Annotated in this window: 15 protein-coding genes and 1 tRNA gene; 7 read left to right on the forward strand and 9 right to left on the reverse strand. The window is 38.4% G+C overall.

What is annotated here, in order from left to right; translation table 11 throughout:
- Nucleotides 1-555 precede the first annotated feature (555 nt).
- The 7 genes from PLK24_RS01715 to PLK24_RS01745 all read left to right on the forward strand — a co-directional run bounded on the left by PLK24_RS01715 (nucleotide 556) and on the right by PLK24_RS01745 (nucleotide 10,077).
- Entirely contained in the window at nucleotides 556-1,554 is a 999-nt protein-coding gene (locus PLK24_RS01715) for a LacI family DNA-binding transcriptional regulator (protein ID WP_324476002.1), read from the forward strand.
- Nucleotides 1,555-1,579: 25 nt separating this feature from the next.
- Nucleotides 1,580-2,494: a carbohydrate ABC transporter permease gene (locus PLK24_RS01720; RefSeq protein WP_324476003.1), complete on the forward strand. Its 915-nt coding sequence runs from the start codon at nucleotides 1,580-1,582 to the stop codon at nucleotides 2,492-2,494.
- Between the two features lie 6 nt (nucleotides 2,495-2,500).
- A complete protein-coding gene (locus tag PLK24_RS01725) occupies nucleotides 2,501-3,373 on the forward strand; it encodes a carbohydrate ABC transporter permease (protein WP_324476006.1) in 873 nt (290 codons plus the stop codon).
- Nucleotides 3,374-3,513: 140 nt separating this feature from the next.
- Entirely contained in the window at nucleotides 3,514-4,767 is a 1,254-nt protein-coding gene (locus PLK24_RS01730) for an extracellular solute-binding protein (RefSeq protein WP_324476008.1), read from the forward strand.
- 65 nt (nucleotides 4,768-4,832) lie between these two features.
- Nucleotides 4,833-7,229, forward strand: a complete 2,397-nt coding sequence (locus tag PLK24_RS01735; protein WP_324476010.1) for a glycoside hydrolase family 94 protein — start codon at nucleotides 4,833-4,835, stop codon at nucleotides 7,227-7,229.
- Between the two features lie 863 nt (nucleotides 7,230-8,092).
- The gene (locus PLK24_RS01740; protein ID WP_324476012.1) at nucleotides 8,093-8,491 is read left to right on the forward strand and encodes a GIY-YIG nuclease family protein; all 399 of its coding nucleotides are present in this window, start codon (nucleotides 8,093-8,095) and stop codon (nucleotides 8,489-8,491) included.
- A gap of 128 nt (nucleotides 8,492-8,619) precedes the next feature.
- Nucleotides 8,620-10,077, forward strand: coding sequence for a hypothetical protein (locus PLK24_RS01745; RefSeq protein WP_324476014.1), 1,458 nt, complete (start codon nucleotides 8,620-8,622; stop codon nucleotides 10,075-10,077).
- Nucleotides 10,078-10,112: 35 nt separating this feature from the next.
- On the opposite strand, the gene PLK24_RS01750 is transcribed toward PLK24_RS01745, so the two are convergent.
- The 9 genes from PLK24_RS01750 to PLK24_RS01790 form a co-directional block, all read right to left on the reverse strand.
- On the reverse strand, nucleotides 10,113-10,688 hold the full coding sequence (locus tag PLK24_RS01750) for an RQC-minor-1 family DNA-binding protein (protein WP_324476016.1): 576 nt from the start codon (nucleotides 10,686-10,688) through the stop codon (nucleotides 10,113-10,115).
- Between the two features lie 737 nt (nucleotides 10,689-11,425).
- Nucleotides 11,426-12,358, reverse strand: coding sequence for an ABC transporter permease (locus PLK24_RS01755; protein WP_324476018.1), 933 nt, complete (start codon nucleotides 12,356-12,358; stop codon nucleotides 11,426-11,428).
- Nucleotides 12,359-12,397: 39 nt separating this feature from the next.
- On the reverse strand, nucleotides 12,398-13,909 hold the full coding sequence (locus PLK24_RS01760; RefSeq protein ID WP_324476020.1) for a sugar ABC transporter ATP-binding protein: 1,512 nt from the start codon (nucleotides 13,907-13,909) through the stop codon (nucleotides 12,398-12,400).
- A gap of 39 nt (nucleotides 13,910-13,948) precedes the next feature.
- Nucleotides 13,949-14,938: an ABC transporter permease gene (locus tag PLK24_RS01765; protein WP_324476022.1), complete on the reverse strand. Its 990-nt coding sequence runs from the start codon at nucleotides 14,936-14,938 to the stop codon at nucleotides 13,949-13,951.
- 71 nt (nucleotides 14,939-15,009) lie between these two features.
- Nucleotides 15,010-16,050 carry a sugar ABC transporter substrate-binding protein gene (locus PLK24_RS01770; RefSeq protein ID WP_324476023.1) on the reverse strand — a complete coding sequence of 347 codons (1,041 nt, stop codon included), beginning with the start codon at nucleotides 16,048-16,050 and terminating at the stop codon, nucleotides 15,010-15,012.
- Between the two features lie 373 nt (nucleotides 16,051-16,423).
- Nucleotides 16,424-16,500: transfer RNA gene (locus tag PLK24_RS01775), tRNA-Arg, on the reverse strand.
- A 9-nt stretch (nucleotides 16,501-16,509) separates the two neighbouring features.
- A complete protein-coding gene (locus PLK24_RS01780) occupies nucleotides 16,510-17,238 on the reverse strand; it encodes a metallophosphoesterase family protein (protein ID WP_324476024.1) in 729 nt (242 codons plus the stop codon).
- A 381-nt stretch (nucleotides 17,239-17,619) separates the two neighbouring features.
- Nucleotides 17,620-18,225 (reverse strand): V-type ATP synthase subunit D, encoded by a 606-nt coding sequence (locus PLK24_RS01785; protein WP_324476025.1) that lies wholly within the window; start codon nucleotides 18,223-18,225, stop codon nucleotides 17,620-17,622.
- Between the two features lie 2 nt (nucleotides 18,226-18,227).
- Nucleotides 18,228-18,611: ATP synthase beta subunit C-terminal domain-containing protein (locus tag PLK24_RS01790; protein WP_324476026.1), on the reverse strand; the 384-nt coding region annotated here is incomplete at its 5' end.

Below are 18,611 nucleotides of genomic sequence, written 5' to 3' on the forward strand. Positions count from 1 at the left end.
AAACTTACACCAAGGGAATAAGCAAGCGGAATGAGAGAAGTAATGCTCAAAAAAAAAATTGCTGGCAAGATAAATACGTTTGATTAATTATATTTACGACCTTCTTATTATTGATTGAGTTGTAAAAATCTTTTCTGGTAAATGTTATCTTTAACAGAAGGATCTGGACATTGAGAAAACGAACTCATTCATATTCACCAAACTGGATAATAAGAATTCGCATTGTTGATTTTTGCTTAAAGACTTAAAAATATAAAAAAATAAACTTTTCTATATATCGGATTGACAAATTAGGTCAATTGTGTATACTTAATGACAACGATGGACATTATTATAAGTAAATATTGTTCAAACAACTCCAAAACAAGACATATCATAACATAATAGCTTTTATATAGAGATGATTTTCATTTTATAATCCACTTATTTCTGCTCCAATAAATGACAGCGTAGGACATAGTCATTTTTTAATAAGAGTATCTACAACTCTATAAAATAAATTTAATTTGTAAAACTTTTTGGAACAAAAAAGATGCTGGAGGGGGGACCTGCAAAATGACTACTTTATACGACGTAGCTCGTGAAGCAAAGGTATCTATTAAAACTGTTTCCAGGGTGCTCAACAATACCGATAAAGTAAAAGAAGATACTGTTAAGCGGGTGAAAGAGGCAATGAGTCGTCTCGATTATCATCCTAACGCCACCGCTCGCAATCTCAAACGCCGCAAAACAGATACCATCGGTTTTGTAGTTCCCTTCGGTTCTCGTTTTGTTTTTGCCGATCCTGGTATGCAGGAACAAATGCGAGGTGCACATGATGTCTTGACCAGAGCGGGATATGACATGATTCTGACTGTTCCGGAAAACGGTGACCGGTTTTTAACTGATGTTGTACGTTTGACCAGAACGGGAAATGTTGACGGCGTTATACTTTACGGCATGGCTAAAGCAGTAGCGATTGTTCGGGAATTCTCTAAAAAAGGATACCGTTTTGTATCTCTCGGGTATAGCTATCCCCATCAAACCCATAATTATGTGGAAATTGATGCTGAAGCAGCTGGTTATCTGGCCACTCGTTACCTTCTCTCTCAAGGACGGCATTTTATTGGACTTACCCAAGAACCAGAGAATTTTTTGTTTCTCAACAAAGTAAGTGTAGAGGTTGGATATCGTCGTGCTTTAAATGAGGAAGGACTCCCTTATCGAAGTGATTTAGTGAGTCGCACCGATTTTACGGTAGAAGGCGGTTATCGAGCAACACTTGAACTTTTGGAACAAAATCAAAAAATTGATGCTTTGATATGCTGCAGCGATCCAACAGCATTTGGAGCATTGAGAGCTCTAAGAGAAAAAGGTATTTGCCCAAAAAAGGATATTTTATTGCTAACCGGAGATCGATTACCGATCATACAGGCTGTTGAACCATGGTTGGGTGGTATTCATAACCCACTCTATGAACAAGGACGAATGGCTGCAGAGATGATTATCCGGATTATTCAGGAGGGTAAAGATCTACCGGGAGTAGTTCTTCGGCCGGATCTGGTGATTACCTAAAAAAAGGAACCAAGGGAGGGATAAAATGTTCTCGGGAAAAAGAGTTAAGCCACTAACGCCATATTTCCTCATTTTACCAGCGGTTTTGGCTATGCTGTTGGTTCACTTTTTCCCAATTATCTGGGGGGTTATGATCAGCTTTCGTGACCTGGACATATTCACTATTTCAAATTGGACCAAGGCTCCCTTTGTGGGTTTAGATAACTTTCGTTGGGCTTTTAGCTTCGATCAACAGGAAGGACAGAATTTTCTCCGTTCCCTTTATAATATTGTTTTATACGGGAGCGTTACTATCAGCCTGGGTTATGTTATCGCCCTGGCGGTTGCGATTTTGCTGAATCAAAAATTCTTCGGTCGAACAACAGTAAGAGGTCTGGTTCTCCTTCCCTATATTATGCCTGATTCGGTTGCCTATTCTGTTTGGCGGTTCATTTTCCAAAGTCGGATTGGCATCGTCAATCAATACCTTATTTCGCTTGGTTTATTAAAAGAACCAGTAGTGTGGTTAGTGGGTCCTCGAGCTATGACTGCTGTGATTATAGCGAGTATTTGGAAGGGTTGGTCCTTAGGGTGTTTATTACTTCTTGCCGCACTGCAAAGCGTCCCCCGTGAAATTAAAGACGCTGCTCTCTCTGACGGAGCGACTCCCTGGCAGGTCTTCCGATATGTCACCTTTCCGTTTTTGAAACCGGTTAGTAAAATTTATATTCTACTCAGTATTATTTGGAACTTTCATGCTTTCAATCAATTTAAAGCTATGCTGGGATCAAGCCCAGGATATTATGCCGAAGTACCTTCTACCCTCATCTTACGCGAAGCTTTTCAAAATTTTCATTTTGGTTTGGGAGCAGCCATGTCAATGGGACTGGTTGTTTTGACGGTAGTGATTGCCGTTGTTTATGCCCGCCTCTTCCAACCCGGCAAGACGATTGAGGAGTAAAAAGCCATGAATTCTGGACGAAAAGTACTTAGGATGATAGGAATTTATGTTGGAGCAATCATTGTAGTAGTGGTTGTTCTTTTTCCTTATTTGTGGATGGTCTCAGGTTCATTCAAAAGCACTTTAGAGATCCAGTCGGCTGACTTTCGTGATCCAGAGTTGGCACCTCGCTGGATTCCTCGTCATTTTACTTGGGAGAATTACATCCGAATCAATCAGACGGTCAGGATGCTTGATTATTTTAGAAACAGCATGATCATTAATGAAGATACGATGCTGGCTTCGATCCTTTTGAGTCTATTTGCTGCTTATAGTTTATCTCGATTTCGCTTCCGATTGAAAGAACCATACGTTGGATCTTTGCTGTTGACCCAAATGTTTCCCGGTATTCTTTTTCTCATTCCTTATTATGTCATGTTTGTCGTTTTCAATCGATTTACCGGTGTTCAACTGCGAAATTCCTATCTAGGAATGATTTTCACATACACTTCCTTTGCTTTACCTTTCAGTATTCTCATGCTTCGCAGCTTTTTAGCCGGTATACCAAGAGAAATTGATGAGCAGGCTCAAATCGATGGTTGTAGCACCCTGGGCATTATCTTTCGGATTATACTTCCATTAGCTAGACCAGGGATTGCTGCTGTAGCGATATATGGTTTCATTATGGCCTGGAATGAGATGCTCTTTGCCTCGGTTCTCACTGGGACTGAGACCAAAACAGTTGCTATCGGTCTCTTAGAATTCATAACCACCCAGGAATCTCGCTGGGCTGGGATGATGGCTGCTTCAGTCATTGTGACCATACCGGTTCTCATTCTATTTACTTTCGTACAAAAACAGATTATTGAAGGTTTAGTGGGAGGAGCAACCAAAGGATAATTTTGGATGTAGGGGGAAAGACAAGTCTCTTTTACTTATAAAGGAGGTGGTTTTTAGAGATTGGAAAAAAAAGCGGATAATCGTTGGAGTTGATAAGGTTTAAATAGTTTATAAGCTTATAATTTAAAGGAGGAAGGAAGATGTTTAAAAATATTTTCTTATGGTCTTTAATGTTGGTCTTTTGTGTGTCGATAGCGGTACAGGCAGCTGAATCCATCAACTTTTGGCTCATGCCCAATGCACCGGACGATATCCATGTCCCTTGGTTGAACGAAGCTGTCGCTGAATTCAAAGAACAAACCGGTATCTCGGTTACCTATGAAATCGTTGGTTGGGGAGATGCCTGGACGCGAATCACCTCTGCTATCGCTACTGGTGAGGGAGTGGATGTTTTCCAAGTTGGAACAACTTGGAATCCTCAATTTGCAGCAACGGGAGGATTAACTGAAATTGACATCAATGAATTTGGTGGAGCCGGTGCTTTTATGAAAGCCAACTATATATCCACTACCTATCAAGAAAAAACCTTTGGTGTCCCTTGGTTTGCTGAAACCCGAGCATTATTTTATAACAAAGATATGTTTCAGCAAGCTGGGATGGAACCACCTCAGACCTATCAGGAACTCTACGAAGCTGGTGATCGCATTAACGAAAAATTTGGGAAAGGCCGGGCAATTTCAATTGCTGGAACCAATGCTTGGGATCTTCTTCATAACTGGGCGATCGTTCTTTGGGCTCATGGAGGAGTGTTGGTTGATGAACAAACCAAGACTGCCCGTTTTAATGAAGCTCCTGGTGTGGAAGCTATGAAATGGTATGTTGGCCTGGTGGCAAATGGTTATGCAGATGAAGCGTGTGCTGAGTACAACCAACCCCAAGCTGATTCAGCTTTCATCAATGGGAACGTAGCAATGTGTTTCATGGGTCCCTGGAATATTGCCAATATTGAAGTAGAAAACCCTGACCTCAACTATGATGTTGTAGAACCTCCTGCTGGACCTGCAGGTCGGGCTTCTTTCTCAGGGGGAAGCAATTTAGTTATTCTCAAAGCCAGTTCCAATCAAGAAGCAGCAAAGAAATGGATCAAATTCCTTTTGGAAAAACAAAAGCTGGTTGATTACACTCAAAATCTTTCTCAAATGTTACCTGCCCTTTTGGAAGCATATGATGATCCCTATTATGAAACAGGAGTCTGGAAAGTTTTTCAAACAACCCTATCCTATGCTACTGCTTATCCACCTTTAGCCAGATGGGGCGATGTTGAAAATGCCGTTCAAGAAGAATTTCGAAATATTCTAACCGCTTATATTGCAAAAACTTATTCTGATGAAAAAGTTCAAGAATATCTTGATACTGCTGCTGATAGGGTAAATCGAGCATTAGCCCGGGATTGATTATCATGACACTTTGTTAACGGAAGGTAAGGTTATCCAGGTAATGAAAAAGGAGGAAGAAATCCTTGCTTTATGGATATTTTGACGATCAAAATAAAGAGTATGTTATCGAACGACCGGACACCCCCCAACCTTGGATTAATTATTTAGGGGAGGAGTCATATTTCGGTATTATTTCTAATACTGCCGGTGGATACAGTTTTTATCGAGATGCTCGCCTCCGCCGGATTCTACGCTACCGCTATAACAACATTCCTCAAGACAAAGGAGGTCGTTATTTATATATCCGTTTTTCTGATGGGGATTTCTTCTCTCCTACCTGGCAACCGGTAAGAAAAAAGTTGGATTTTTACCGTTGTCGGCACGGGTTGGGTTATACTATCATCTCTTCTCTTTATCGAGATATCGAAAGCGAGATAACCTATTTCGTTCCAATTGGAGAAGAACTTGAGATTTGGTCGGTTAAACTCTTTAACCGGGGAAAGGAAACACTGGAACTTGATGTTTTTTCCTTTGTCGAGTTCTGTTTATGGAATGCTCTTGACGATGCTACAAACTTTCAACGCAACCTTAATATAGGAGAAGTTGAGGTTGAAGAAGGAGTAATTTACCATATCACCGAATATCGAGAAAGACGAGACCATTATGCTTTTTTTGGTGCGGTGGGAAATATTGTAGGTTTCGAGACGGATCGGGAGAGTTTTCTTGGTCCTTACGAATCTTTGAGCTCCCCTTATTCAGTAAGGGAAGGAAAAACCTCCAACTCAATTGCCTGTGGTTGGGCGCCTGTTGGAGTTCATCAGATAAAGGTAACCCTTCCCTCTCAACACGAGGAGCGTATTCAATTTCTGTTGGGGTATAAGGAAAACCTAACACAGCATAAATTCACTGCCGAGAGACGGGTGAATAAGGAGGGGATCCCGTCTCTTCTACAACGTTTCACCAATCATAACGAGGTAGACCGGGCTTTGGGGAAGCTCAAATCGTATTGGAAAAATATTCTTGAACGTTTCCAGGTTCAAACACCCAATACCCATTTTAATCGAATGATCAATGTTTGGAACCAATACCAATGCATGATTACCTTCAATCTATCCCGCTCGGCTTCTTATTTTGAATCGGGAATTAGCCGGGGAATAGGGTTTCGAGATAGCAATCAAGACCTGTTGGGATTTGTACATCTTATCCCCGATAGAGCCAGAGAACGTTTGCTGGATTTGTCATCCACTCAATTTCAATCGGGAGGTGCCTATCACCAATACCAACCACTTACCCGACAGGGGAATGATGAAATTGGAGCTGGTTTTAACGATGATCCTCTTTGGTTAATTTTGGCTGCCGCTAGTTATCTCAAAGAAACCGGAGATTTTACAATTTTAAATGAGGTGGTTTCCTTTGCTGATGGTGGGGATCCTGCACCTTTTTATCAACATTTGCTCCGATCTCTGGAATATACTCTTCACAATCTTGGACCTCATGGTTTGCCTTTGATCGGACAAGCCGACTGGAATGATTGTCTTAACTTAAATTTAGTTACCGAAAATGAAGGAAAAACTGCTGAATCAATTCTCATTGGAGAGATGTTTATTGCAGCTGGAGAAGAACTGGCTTGTATTGCTGAGATAATCGGTAAATCAGAAGATTCTATCCGATTTCGAGAAGAAACCAGGAAAATGATTGATAAAATAAACCAATGGGGTTGGGATGGTGAATGGTACTTGAGAGCTTTTGATGATAGAGGGTTGCCTGTGGGCTCAAAGCAAAACCAGGAAGGGAGAATTTTTTTAGAGACTCAACCTTGGGCAATTATGAGTGGTGTTGCTAATCTGGAACGAGGGAAGGTTACTATGGATTCGGTCGAAAAATATCTGGCTACTCCTCACGGAATTATTCTCCAGCAACCGGCTTTCACTCAGTTTTCTTTACATTTAGGAGAATGTACATCCTATCCGCCTGGTTTAAAGGAAAATGCCGGAATTTTTTGCCATCCAAATCCTTGGGCAGTAATAGCTGAGTGTAAATTGAAAAGAGCTGAAAAAGCCTGGAATTATTGGTTAACTATATGTCCTTCTTGGAGAGAGAAAGTTTCTGAAGTACACCGACAGGAACCCTATGTTTATGCCCAGATGATAGCTGGACCTGACCATCCACACTTTGGTGAAGCAAAAAATTCTTGGTTGACCGGAACCGCTTCCTGGGCTTTGATATCAGCTACTCAGTGGATATTAGGGATTCGTCCGGATTATCAAGGTTTAATCGTTGACCCTTGTATTCCTTCTGATTGGAAAGGTTTTCAGGTACAGCGTTGGTTTCGTGGTGTTCAATTTACCATTGTGGTTGAGAGAAAACCGAACGAGAAGTATTTATTAAAAGTAGATGGAAAAACAATTTCGGGTAAAACTATTCCAATTTTTTCTCCAGGGAGCGAACATCTGGTAGAAGTTATTTTAGGAGAAGATTAAAAGACAGATAGAGTGAGGGAGAGAATGCGAGAGGGCGAAAGCAGAAAAGTTCTTTAAATTTTTTAAGAATTTTTCTTTTTTTAAATTTTCCTTATCATTTCAATAAAATTGAAGACTACCTGATTTTAAAAAAGCTCAACCACTACCCTTTCACTCTCCTCTCGAAATTTGACAAATCAAGACACCTCATATAACATAATAACTACCACGGATTCTGAGGAACTCTAAGACCGGAGGGTTAGAAAAAAGAACTTTTAACCGCAAGGAAAAAGGTTCGAAGTTTTTCCGAGAGGAAAAATGGAAGTCTGATCCTGAAACACTGAAGAAGTTTATGAATAATAACCTTCCCAGTGAGATGAAGGCAAAAAGGTTCGTTAGAGTCCGTGGTCTTTTTTTGGCCTTTATTTTCTTCGATTAACCACATTGTAGCACCTTTTAAGGATGAAAACACTAATTAAATCCGTAATTGCGAGGAGCGTCCTTTGCGACGTGGCAATCTCATTCCTAAAAACAGTGAGTCGTGGGCAGTGAATCGTGAACCGAATAAAAAAAATAAAAATTGATGAACTTTGGTAGTGAGAAACTTATAAAAAAAGCATCTCCCCTTAGCCAAATGGAGAATAATTTTGAAAGAGGAGATCCTCACGGCTTCATAAAGCGAAGCCTCAGGATGACGAATTAAAAAGCACCCTCCCCGCCGTAAAACGGCACCCCTCCAAGGAGGGGAATTGTTAAATTTATTCCCCCATTGAGGAGGGTTAGGGGGATGTACCTTTATCTCTTTTGCTTATTCTTTTTTCAACAAATTTGGTATTTTCAGGATAGATATATAATATCTAAAACATCTACCAAAAGATAAGACCATGAGCACCTATCTGCTCTTTTTAAAATTACCGAAGATGATCAATATATCGGTAGGCAAACTCGGTCAATTTTCATTTCCTGCTGGTCAATATCTTTATGTGGGAAGAGCCAAGAAAAATCTCGAAGCCCGCTTAAAAAGACATCAAAGAAAAAATAAAACTCTTCACTGGCACGTTGATTATCTTCTTCAGTATGCAATATTGGAGACAATTATTACTTATGATGTAAATGATGAATGTGGTTTGGCAAGATATTTAACCTGCCAACCGGGAATAACTTTACCCGTCCACAAATTCGGTTCCTCAGACTGTCACTGTGAATCGCATTTGTTTCACTTGGTTGGAAGTCTCTGTTCACTGGGTTTACCTCCAGGTTACGCGGTTTTTCTTAATAGTTAAGTCAATGGTTGTTATGGAAATCTAAATTTCCCTAATTGTTTAAATTGAGCAACTTTAAAAATTTGGTTTCTTTCCGATCGCTTTTAATAAAAAATTAAAATTTGGATTTGCTAAAGGATGTGAACCAAATGAAAAGAATGGTAGTTTTGGTTTATTTGTTTATATCTATTTGGATAATAGCGGGCTATTGTGTTCCAGGAGAAGCATTAGAAAAACCAACACAAGTGAATCAAGAGGATTCCCAGTTGGTTGAAACATCCAGCAGTCGAACCACATCAGCAGCATTACGTCCAGAAGACTTTACCTATTTGGGTGCTTTCCGTCTTCCCGATGATGGCGACAGACCAAACACCTTTGCCTATGGTGGAGAAGCAATGACTTTCAATCCATCTGGTGATCCCAATGGTCCGAGTGATGGCTTCCCAGGATCTTTATTTGTCATGGGCCATAATCGAATACCTTATGGAGAATTACCCGAGGGGAATAAAATTGCTGAAATCACCATCCCGGTGCCAAAAAAGTCTCGGTTGGTTTCTGATCTCAACCAGGCTGAGTTTCTCCAGCCTTTTTCGAATATTGATGCTGGTTATTTTTTCAATTTGGACGAAATACCTCGAGTTGGTATGCAATATCTTGATAATCCAGCGACTGGCCCAATTATCCATATTACCTGGGGCCAGCATTTTCAAGAAGATTCGGCTTTTATGGTCCCCTCTCAGGCTTGGTTTGCCACTGATTTGTCATCACCGAATATGCAAGGTTCCTGGTATATTGGGAATCAATCATTTTACAGTACCAATGATTATCTTTTTGAGATTCCACTTGAGTGGGCTGAACCATATTTGGAAGGATTCCCGCTTGCTACCGGGCGCTTCCGAGATGGGGGATGGTCAGGTATGGGACCTTGCTTATTTGCTTATTGCCCTTGGATTGATGACCATGGAACACCAGCTGAATCTGGTTCACGATTGGAGGAAAAAGTATTGTTGCTTTATGAGAGTTCATTAAACACCCCCAATATCACTCGGTGTTTAAATGATTATCAACATGGTGATGAATGGACAGGTGGGGCTTGGATTACAACTCCATCAGGGAAAAACGCAGTTCTTTTTGCAGGGACCAAATCAAGCGGTGATCTTTATTGGTATGGTTATCTCCATCCTGATGGACCGGAATATGCTTGTGTAGAAAAAGAGTTTATCGGCCAGTTTACTCTTTGCCGAATGGCTGATGGAACTCCCTACCCCGATGAGCGTTCGGCAGTATGTTCCAATCCTACTTCTAATCGAGGATGGTGGAGTTCACGTTTCAATGCCCGTTTTATTCTTTATGATCCAATGGATTTAATAAAGGTTGCTACTGGAGAACTTGAATCTTACCAGCCTCAACCTTATACATTCCTGGATATTGATGATCATCTCTTCCTCAATCCAATGGGAATCGAACTGGAAATGTTAGGGACAGGAGTCCAGCGTCGTTATCGCCTTGGTGATATTACTTACGATCGAGCCAATGGTCTCCTTTATGTTCTCGAGTTGTTTGCCGATGAAGCCAAACCCGTCATCCACGTTTGGCAAATACAATAGAGATATGGTTTCAAATCATTAGATAATGAGTCGAGCTATTTATTTGATAAATAATTAATCGCATTTTGAATTGCAGATCGGACTTTTTTGTACTCATTTTCTTTCCAAGCATAAAGAAGCGGAATAAACTTTTTATTATGAGTCTGCATGATCTTGTCAACTAAAAGCAAAATCATTCCACGATTTCTATCTTTTAATTCTTTTACGAAGCTATAATCTCCGGTTCCTAAAAGCGATTTTAGCTTATGAAGAAGCTCTTCGGCATAGGTTTCTCTTTCAATTTCCCATCCCTTATCTGAATAAACCAGGACTGGAAGCCGCCCATTATAATAAATATTTAAGTAATGGTTTTCAATAACCCAATCAATACGGTATAGTATTTCTTGTAAAGTTAAATCATTGTAAAAACCATAAACTGGGCTATTTTCTAATTGGTGGCTTAAAACAATTTTATCTTTTGATCCTTTAAGTATTTTTGCCAAAAGATTTCTTCCACCAACTGAAATAAGATCGTCAGCTCCTCTGAGGATAGCTTTAATTTCTTCAAATGATAATTCTTTAATACCTCCACTATCTAATTCATATCTTACTTTAGTTTCTCTTCTACCCATCCCATTAATAATCCTCCTATTTGATTAACTTAAATTTTAAATCATCCAATCGTCAATACGCTAATTTTAATTCAACAATTGGATAGCCTTCCTGCCATAATATGACACCAAATAGCAATGAAAATCCAGGGTTAGACAATACTATCATGGTATGTCGCTACATTTATTGAGCGTAATAAACCGCCATTATGTAAAATATATCTTTATTAAAAACTTGATTGAGAATCACACCCATAGATTTACTAGATAAAAATCGAAAGGATAAGGTGATTTTTTAAAATTTTAAAATTTTTATTAACTAAATAATTAGCTCAACTTAAGGAAATAATCACAAACACTCAATTGAAAATCGCTTAACCAGACCTTTTTTAATCTTACTTTTTATTTGACATTATACCAAAGAGTTGATAACATGATTTTTACCACGGATTCTGAGGTACTGAATACCGGAGGATGGAAAAAAAGAATCTTTTATCCTGAAGGAAAGAGATTCGAAGTCTTTCTGAGAAGAAAGATGGCAGTTCTATCCTGAAACGCTAAGGATGAACGAGTGGCCATTAAGCACCTTAGCGGGAAGAAGGTACAAAGTTCGTTAGAATCCGTGGCTTTTTTATTTATTTTAGAAATATATTATAAATAAGGATAGCTTAAAATAAACTAACTGAAGAACTCATTTTTAAGTGATTTTAGCCCCTTTTTTAAGATTTTAACAAAAATTCATTTCTCTAGTTATAGAATTATTTCACAATTTTTATCTTAGTTCGATCCAAAGTTAAAATAACCGCCACCATTGTAATGATACCAGTTATTATCATTTGATAATAAACATCGATACCTATTACATATAAACCATTTCCCACCAAAGTAATAATTAAAGTTCCAAGCAAGGTGTTAAAGATACCCCCTACCCCACCAGTTAGAGCGGTTCCTCCCACTACCACAGTAGCAATTATTTGAAGCTGATACGGGGTTCCGATAGTTGGGTCTCCGCTTAACATTCGAGATACTAATACTATAGAAGCTAAAGCAGCTGAAAGACCGGATAAGGCAAAACAAAAAATCTTATTCCTATCTACATTTATACCACTGAGCAAAGTTGCTCTTTCAGAGTTACCAATAGCTGCAACATATTTTCCAAAAGGAGTTGAATTTTGAATTAAGAAAAAAATTCCAAAAAGAATAAAAGCTAAAATATGGGATCCTTTTATAATTCCAATTTCAAAAGTCAGTGGGCTAAGAAGTGAAAAAGCTTGAGAACGCAAACCAATTGGACGCCCTCCCGATATAATTAAAGCTAAGCTGGCAAATACACCTGAAGCACCAAAGGTTCCTATAAAAGAAGGGATTTTAAGCCTGGTAAAAACTAAGCCATTGATTGTTCCCAAGAGAAAACCTAAGCTAATTGTGATGATATAGGCTAAGAATCCAAAAGAATTGAGAGTTAAAACAAATATGACTGTTAGCAGAGAAAGCATTCCACCTATTGATAAATCTATGCTTCCAACCATAATCACAAAAGTCAAACCTATAGCTGCTATAAAATAAGTGGCTGCATAATCTAAAAGTGTTCCGATATTATAACCAGAAAGAAAAGCTCCTGGATTGGAGATAGCTAAAGCAAAAAAAAGTACAATAACCACACTCAAAGCTAACAATCTTCCTTTATCCACTTTTATCCCCCTTATATTGATATCAATACATAAATTAATTTAAACTACATATTGAATGAGATCTGAAGGAGTAGGTTTAGAAATATTAGCATCCAAGATACCACTAATTTTTCCATCTTTCATAACTATAATCCGGTTAGCTAAACCAATATCTTCTTCAAAACTATCTCCCATAATAATCATTGCCATTCCGTTTTCAGCTAATTCTCTAATCAGGCCATAAATTTCATGTTTCGCCCCAACATCTACTCCACGGGTTGGGTGGGACATGATGAGCACTTTAACATTGGAAAGTAACCACTTTGCAATAACAACCTTTTGCTGATTACCTCCGCTTAAGTTAAAGCACAAAACTAATGGAGAAGGAGCTTTAATTTGAAGTTTTGCCATCATTTCTCTTGTGAGTTTAAATTGTTCTTCTCTTTTAATAAGAAATCCTTTTTTAAGACGATGAATAATAGGTAAGGTAATGTTTTCAAATACAGGAAGATGTAGCACTAAACCCTCGTTTCTTCTATCTTCAGAAATATAACCAATACCTAAAGAAAATGCTTGAGAAGGTAAATTTATACTTTCTGGTTTTCCTTCAATTAGAATTGTCCCAGAGGTAAGTTTGGTTTCACCATATAGAGCCTTACAAAGCTCTTCCTTTCCAGAACCAACAGTTCCACAGATGCTAAGTATTTCTCCTTGAAGCAATTTAAAAGAAATATTATAAAAAGAGCCGGTTTTTGTACAATCCCGGATTTCTAAAACAACTTTATCAGTCGGTTTTCTTTGTTTTGAGACCAAGTAATATTCTTCTTGTAATTCTCGACCAACCATTTTTGAACGTAAAAGTTCTTCAGTGACATCATTTTTTAAAAAACATCCAGCATTTTTGCCGTCCTTAAGGACATAAACCCTATCACATAATTCAACAATTTCCTTTAAACGATGAGAAATATAGATAAAAGATACCTTTCTCTTTAACTCTCTTAATTTAGCGAATAGCCTTTTAATTTCTTCCTCTTCTAAAACGGTTGTGGGTTCATCAAGAATAATAATAGGATTTTCAACCTGAATTTGCCGAGCTAGCCAGATATTTCGGGCAATTTCTATCATTTGACGTTCCATAAAATTAAGCTCATGCAAGTAGGCTTGGAGAGATAGATCAATACCAATTTCTTGCAGAATTTTTTTTGCTTCCTTTAACATTGTTCTTCGGTTTAATAAACCGTTATATGTAAAAATTTTTTCTCGGCCCAAAAAGATGTTTTCATAAACCATCATGTTCGACAAAACAGCTTGTTCTTGAAAAACCATTCCTATTCCCAGCGTTCTTGCTTCTTGGGGATTTTTAACTTGGACTTTTTGGTCTCGAAGAGTAATCTCACCTTGGTCGCATTGATAAACACCAGCTAAAATTTTCATTAATGTACTTTTACCCGCTCCATTTTCTCCAACTAAGCCAACAATTTCATTTGGAAAGATCTCAAAATTTATTCCTTCCAAGGCACGAACTCCCGGAAAAGTCTTTGAAATATTTTCCATTATCAAAACTGGCTTCATAGAAATTAACCTCCCAAAGGTCCGGTTAAAAAAGCCGTGTTATTTCATAATTTTTATTTTTTTACGATCAATTGTTAAAGCAACTGTAGTAATTAATATAACTCCGATAATCCCTTGTTGGACATAGGGACTTACGCTCATTAAAACCATACCATTACGTAAAATTGTTAGTATAAATACTCCGATGAGAGCACGAGGAATATTACCTACTCCTCCAGTTATTGCAATACCTCCTAAAACACATGACCCAATAGAATCAAAGGTGAAGCCTAAAGGGGCTGTAATATCTCCAGAACCTAAACGGGCAGTCAATAAAGCTCCAACTATTCCATAGAGAAAGCCACCAATCAGAAATACTTGGGTTTTAATCTTAGAAGTTGGAATACCAAGGTCTTGGACAATAATTTCATCTCCACCCATGGCTAAAATGTACCTTCCAAAAGTAGTCCTTTCGTTTAAAAACCATATAACAAAGAATAAAAATAGTGCCAAAATAAAGGGAAAAGGTAAAAAACCTAATTTTCCAATGCTTAACTGACGAAAAGTCCAGTCAATAATCACTACCGGATTACCACGAGTAATAAGAACTCCAAAACCTGTGGTTATATATCCAATACCTAAAGTGACCATAAATGAGGGTATTTTGAGACGGGAAAGAATAAAACCACTCAAAAAGCCAAAACTAGCTCCAACGGCTCCACAAATTGCTAATGTAAAAAAACCAAAGTTATTTGAATTAGAAAAATTCTTTACTAATAAGCTGGCAATTACGCCACATAAACCTACTACGCCCTCTACTGAAAGGTCAATGCTCCCCATCATAAGAACAAGAGCCAAAGACAAAGAAGTAATTATAAGTAAAGAGGCTAAATCTAAAATATTAAACAAATTTGATAAGGTAAAGAAATGAGGATTTATAAAACTAAAAAAAATAATTAAAACAATTAATGCTAACAGGGAAGGATTTACTGCAATTTTACTAACCCAGTTTTTTTTATCATTAGAGGACTCAGCTATTTTTACTTCCAAGTTTTTTATCCCTCCTTAATAAATTTAGCCCGGTTTAATCAACCGGGCTAAATTTATTTTATTGAATAACTCTATTCTTTTATACCCCTTACCCATTTTCCCCAATAATCATTCCAATTATATTCTGGAGTTCCTTCCACATAGTTTTCTATATACCAATCAATATTTTCTTGGGTAATTAAAATTGTCTGGGCAATCCATTCTCTTTTATTTTCTGGAAGTTCTTCCATTTTAATTTTGCCTTGTTTTACCGCTAAGGGTATGGATAAACCCATTCCTCCTTGCCAAAAAGCATCAGAAGCCACAGTAGCAATAGCTTCTTTATTTTTAATAGCAGTAATCATTTCAGGGATAGCATCAACGCCTGATACTGGAACTTTACCCACCAATTCACGAGCACGCAAAGCTTCTAAGGCTCCAATTGCCATTGAGTCATTAGCGCACCATATTGCTTTTATATCGGGATCTGCTATCAGAGCATTGGAAACATGATTATAGGCTTTAACTTTTTCCCAATCAGCAGCTTGCCAACCGACTAGTTCTATTTCCGGATATTCGGTTAGAGCTTTTTCGAAACCTTCCCAACGTTCAATTGCAGCGCTATTTCCTAACAATCCTTGAAGAGCGAAAACTTTTCCTGAGCCACCAACAGCATCAAATATTGCTTTGGCTGTATTATATCCCGAGGCACGGTTATCAAAGGTTATATGGCATACCCAATATTTGTAATCGGCAACTGACACATCATCAGGTTTATTCCACCAGGTAATAAAGTAAACACTACTTTTTTCTAATTCATTGGCAATAGCAGGCGCATCAGTTGATTGGTTTGGGTCGATCGAGAAAACCACATTCCCTTGGGAACGAGCTACCAAAGCTTTAATATCATTTAATTGTTTTTCACTAGAACCTTCACAGGTTTGAATAACATTATAATCTTTCCAACCTAAGGAATTAGCAAATGCAGTAGCTCCATCAGCCCAAACCGCATGGTAGGGGTTTGATAGGCTTCTAATGGCTGTACCAAGATAGACGGGTTCTTCTTGTGCAATAGCACAAAAACTTAAAGATAATATCCCAAAAATAATAATTAAACTCAGAAGTTTTTTCATTACTTTTTCCCTCCCAATTTTTCAATAATAAATTATTAAAAAGTTCTCTGTATTAATTTTAATATTGAAGGAATTAGATGCACCTCCTTTATAAATAAATATTGTTTAAATCGTTTAAAATATCAAAATGTACATCGATTTATTATATAGAAAATCAACTAATAATAAATGATACATTTAAATATAATTATATATAAAGTATTATTTAAGTATATAATAACATACAAGAAAATTATTAAAAATTATAAGGATATTTTTAGATTTGGTATTCAAAGTCAATGAGTTTTTACAATCGATAAAAAAAGCGGTAGCTTTCGAATTTAAAAACCAGAAAGGTTTATTAAGGGAAAGAAAAAGGTATTAAAACAAAGACTGGTGCGCCCGAGAGGATTTGAACCTCCAACCTTTGGCTCCGGAGGCCGACGCTCTGTCCAATTGAGCTACGGGCGCATATTTCGTTTATCGTCCAGAAAACAATCGTATGGAAAGGTACTCTGGAAGTCCTGCAGTAATAATTTTATCGGCTGCACGCTGGATATTATACCGAATTCGATTGATTTTGACTATACCTTTTTCGGTATCATAGAGAGCAAAAGAGGCTTGGGGATTTCCGTCACGAGGTTGACCGACGCTTCCCGGATTAATCAAGTAGCGTTTTTGGGGATGAAGTTGAATCTCTCCTCCTTCAGGAAAGGGGGGATTGAAGACCTTGCCTTCGTGGAAGAGAAAAGCTTCAGCAACATGAGTGTGGCCAAAAAAACAAGTTTGAAAATCATGACTATTGAAAATTTCACGAGCACTTTCAACCATATCAATGTATTCTTCTAATGGTTTTCTTAAACTACCATGAACCCAATGTGCATTCACATAGTTGGAGACTACTTGGGGTATTTTTTGAAAAAAACTTTGGCTATAAACGGAGAGTTGATTTTTAGTCCAAAAAAGTGCGTTAGCAGCTAAGGAGTTAAACCAGGTTATAGGAAGGATTCCAACACAAGCAGCGTCATGATTTCCTAAAATGGTATCGGCTCTTTGTTTCATGACCCACTGAACACAATGTTCTGGTTCAGCACCATATCCGACAATATCTCCCAGAACAACCAGGCTATCGACATCATTGAGGTGAAGTGCGACTGCTTCTAAGGCATCATAATTTCCATGAATATCCGCCAAGATGGCGATCTTCATATACCAATCCCTCCCCTCTTTAAAATAACGATACTATTCTATCCCTCTCTTTTATGAGAGGGATAGACCCTCATGCTACTTTCGAAGCACCAGATGAGGATGAAAATACCTGTCTAAATCCGTCATTGCGAGGAACGTCTTATGCGACGTGGTAATCTTCACCATCCACTTTGTCATTCTGAGGAGTCCGGTGTTTTTACCGGACGACATGAGAATCTCATCTTTTTCAGTTTCACGATTCCCCAGTTCCAAAGCCTTTAAAGGATGAGATCCTCACGCTCTCAAAAAGCGAGGGCTCAGGATGACGGATGAAAGGCACACCCCCCCTGTATCCCCCCTCAATGGGGGAATTTATAAGATGGTATTTTCAGGATAGAATAGTTAGTGCTTAATTCGCATGATGCTGGTGATAGCTCCCCGAGCCAATTCATCGAGTTTAAAGTTGATATATTTGATGGTTTCTTCTAAATTCGGGATCAAAACATACTCAAGAGCGTTGACTCGTCGACGGGTCTTTTCGATTTCAACAGCTAATAACTCGATGGTTTTTTCGGCATCGGCTAATCTTATCATAAGCGGTAAAACCCGAAAGAAAGAACTGAAAGCCTCATCCAATTCCGCTGGTGTATTGATCAAACCATAGGCATAGGGATTCCCTTCAAGATGGACTTCGAAATGGGGAACTCTTACCCCAGTAATATGACGGGTACTGACATCAAGAACAACTTTTTGTTGAGTCATAGTGGTGACTAATTCTTTATCTTGTTCGGAAAGCATAAGTGATGCCTTGTTCTGGGCTTCAAAAGCTTTGATGATTTCTTTTTCGACTTCTTGTCGAAGGTTGCGGTTTTCACGAATTATTTTCACAAAATCCTGAACCAAGGCATCGAGTTTGTCCTTGAGAAGTTTATGACCACGCCTGGCCATAGCCAGGCGGTTTTTAAGCTTCATTAACTCCATCCGGTTCGGGTTGACGTTTAGTCTCACTCTCAACCCTCCTGTTGAGTCAGAACTGGAGATTCTGAGGATTCATAGTACTTTTCGATAAAGGCGTCCCGAACTCGCTTCAGTTCTTCTTTGGGAAGCATTCTGAGCAATTCCCAACCAATATTTAAGGTCTCATCGATGCTGCGGTTTTCATATTCTCCCTGTTTAACAAATTTGACTTCAAAATCTTCAGCAAATTTCATATAAATTCTGTCAATATCAGTGAGTGATGCTTCGCCAAGAATGGTAGCCAGTTCAACAGCCTCACGACCTCGAGCATAAGCTGCAAATAACTGATTAGCCAAATCTGAATGGTCTTCACGAGTTTTACCCTTACCAATACCTTTATCTCGTAAGCGAGATAAAGATGGAAGAACGTCGATCGG

Source organism: Atribacter sp. (assembly GCF_035418125.1).
Classification (GTDB): Bacteria; Atribacterota; Atribacteria; order Atribacterales; family Atribacteraceae; genus Atribacter; species Atribacter allofermentans.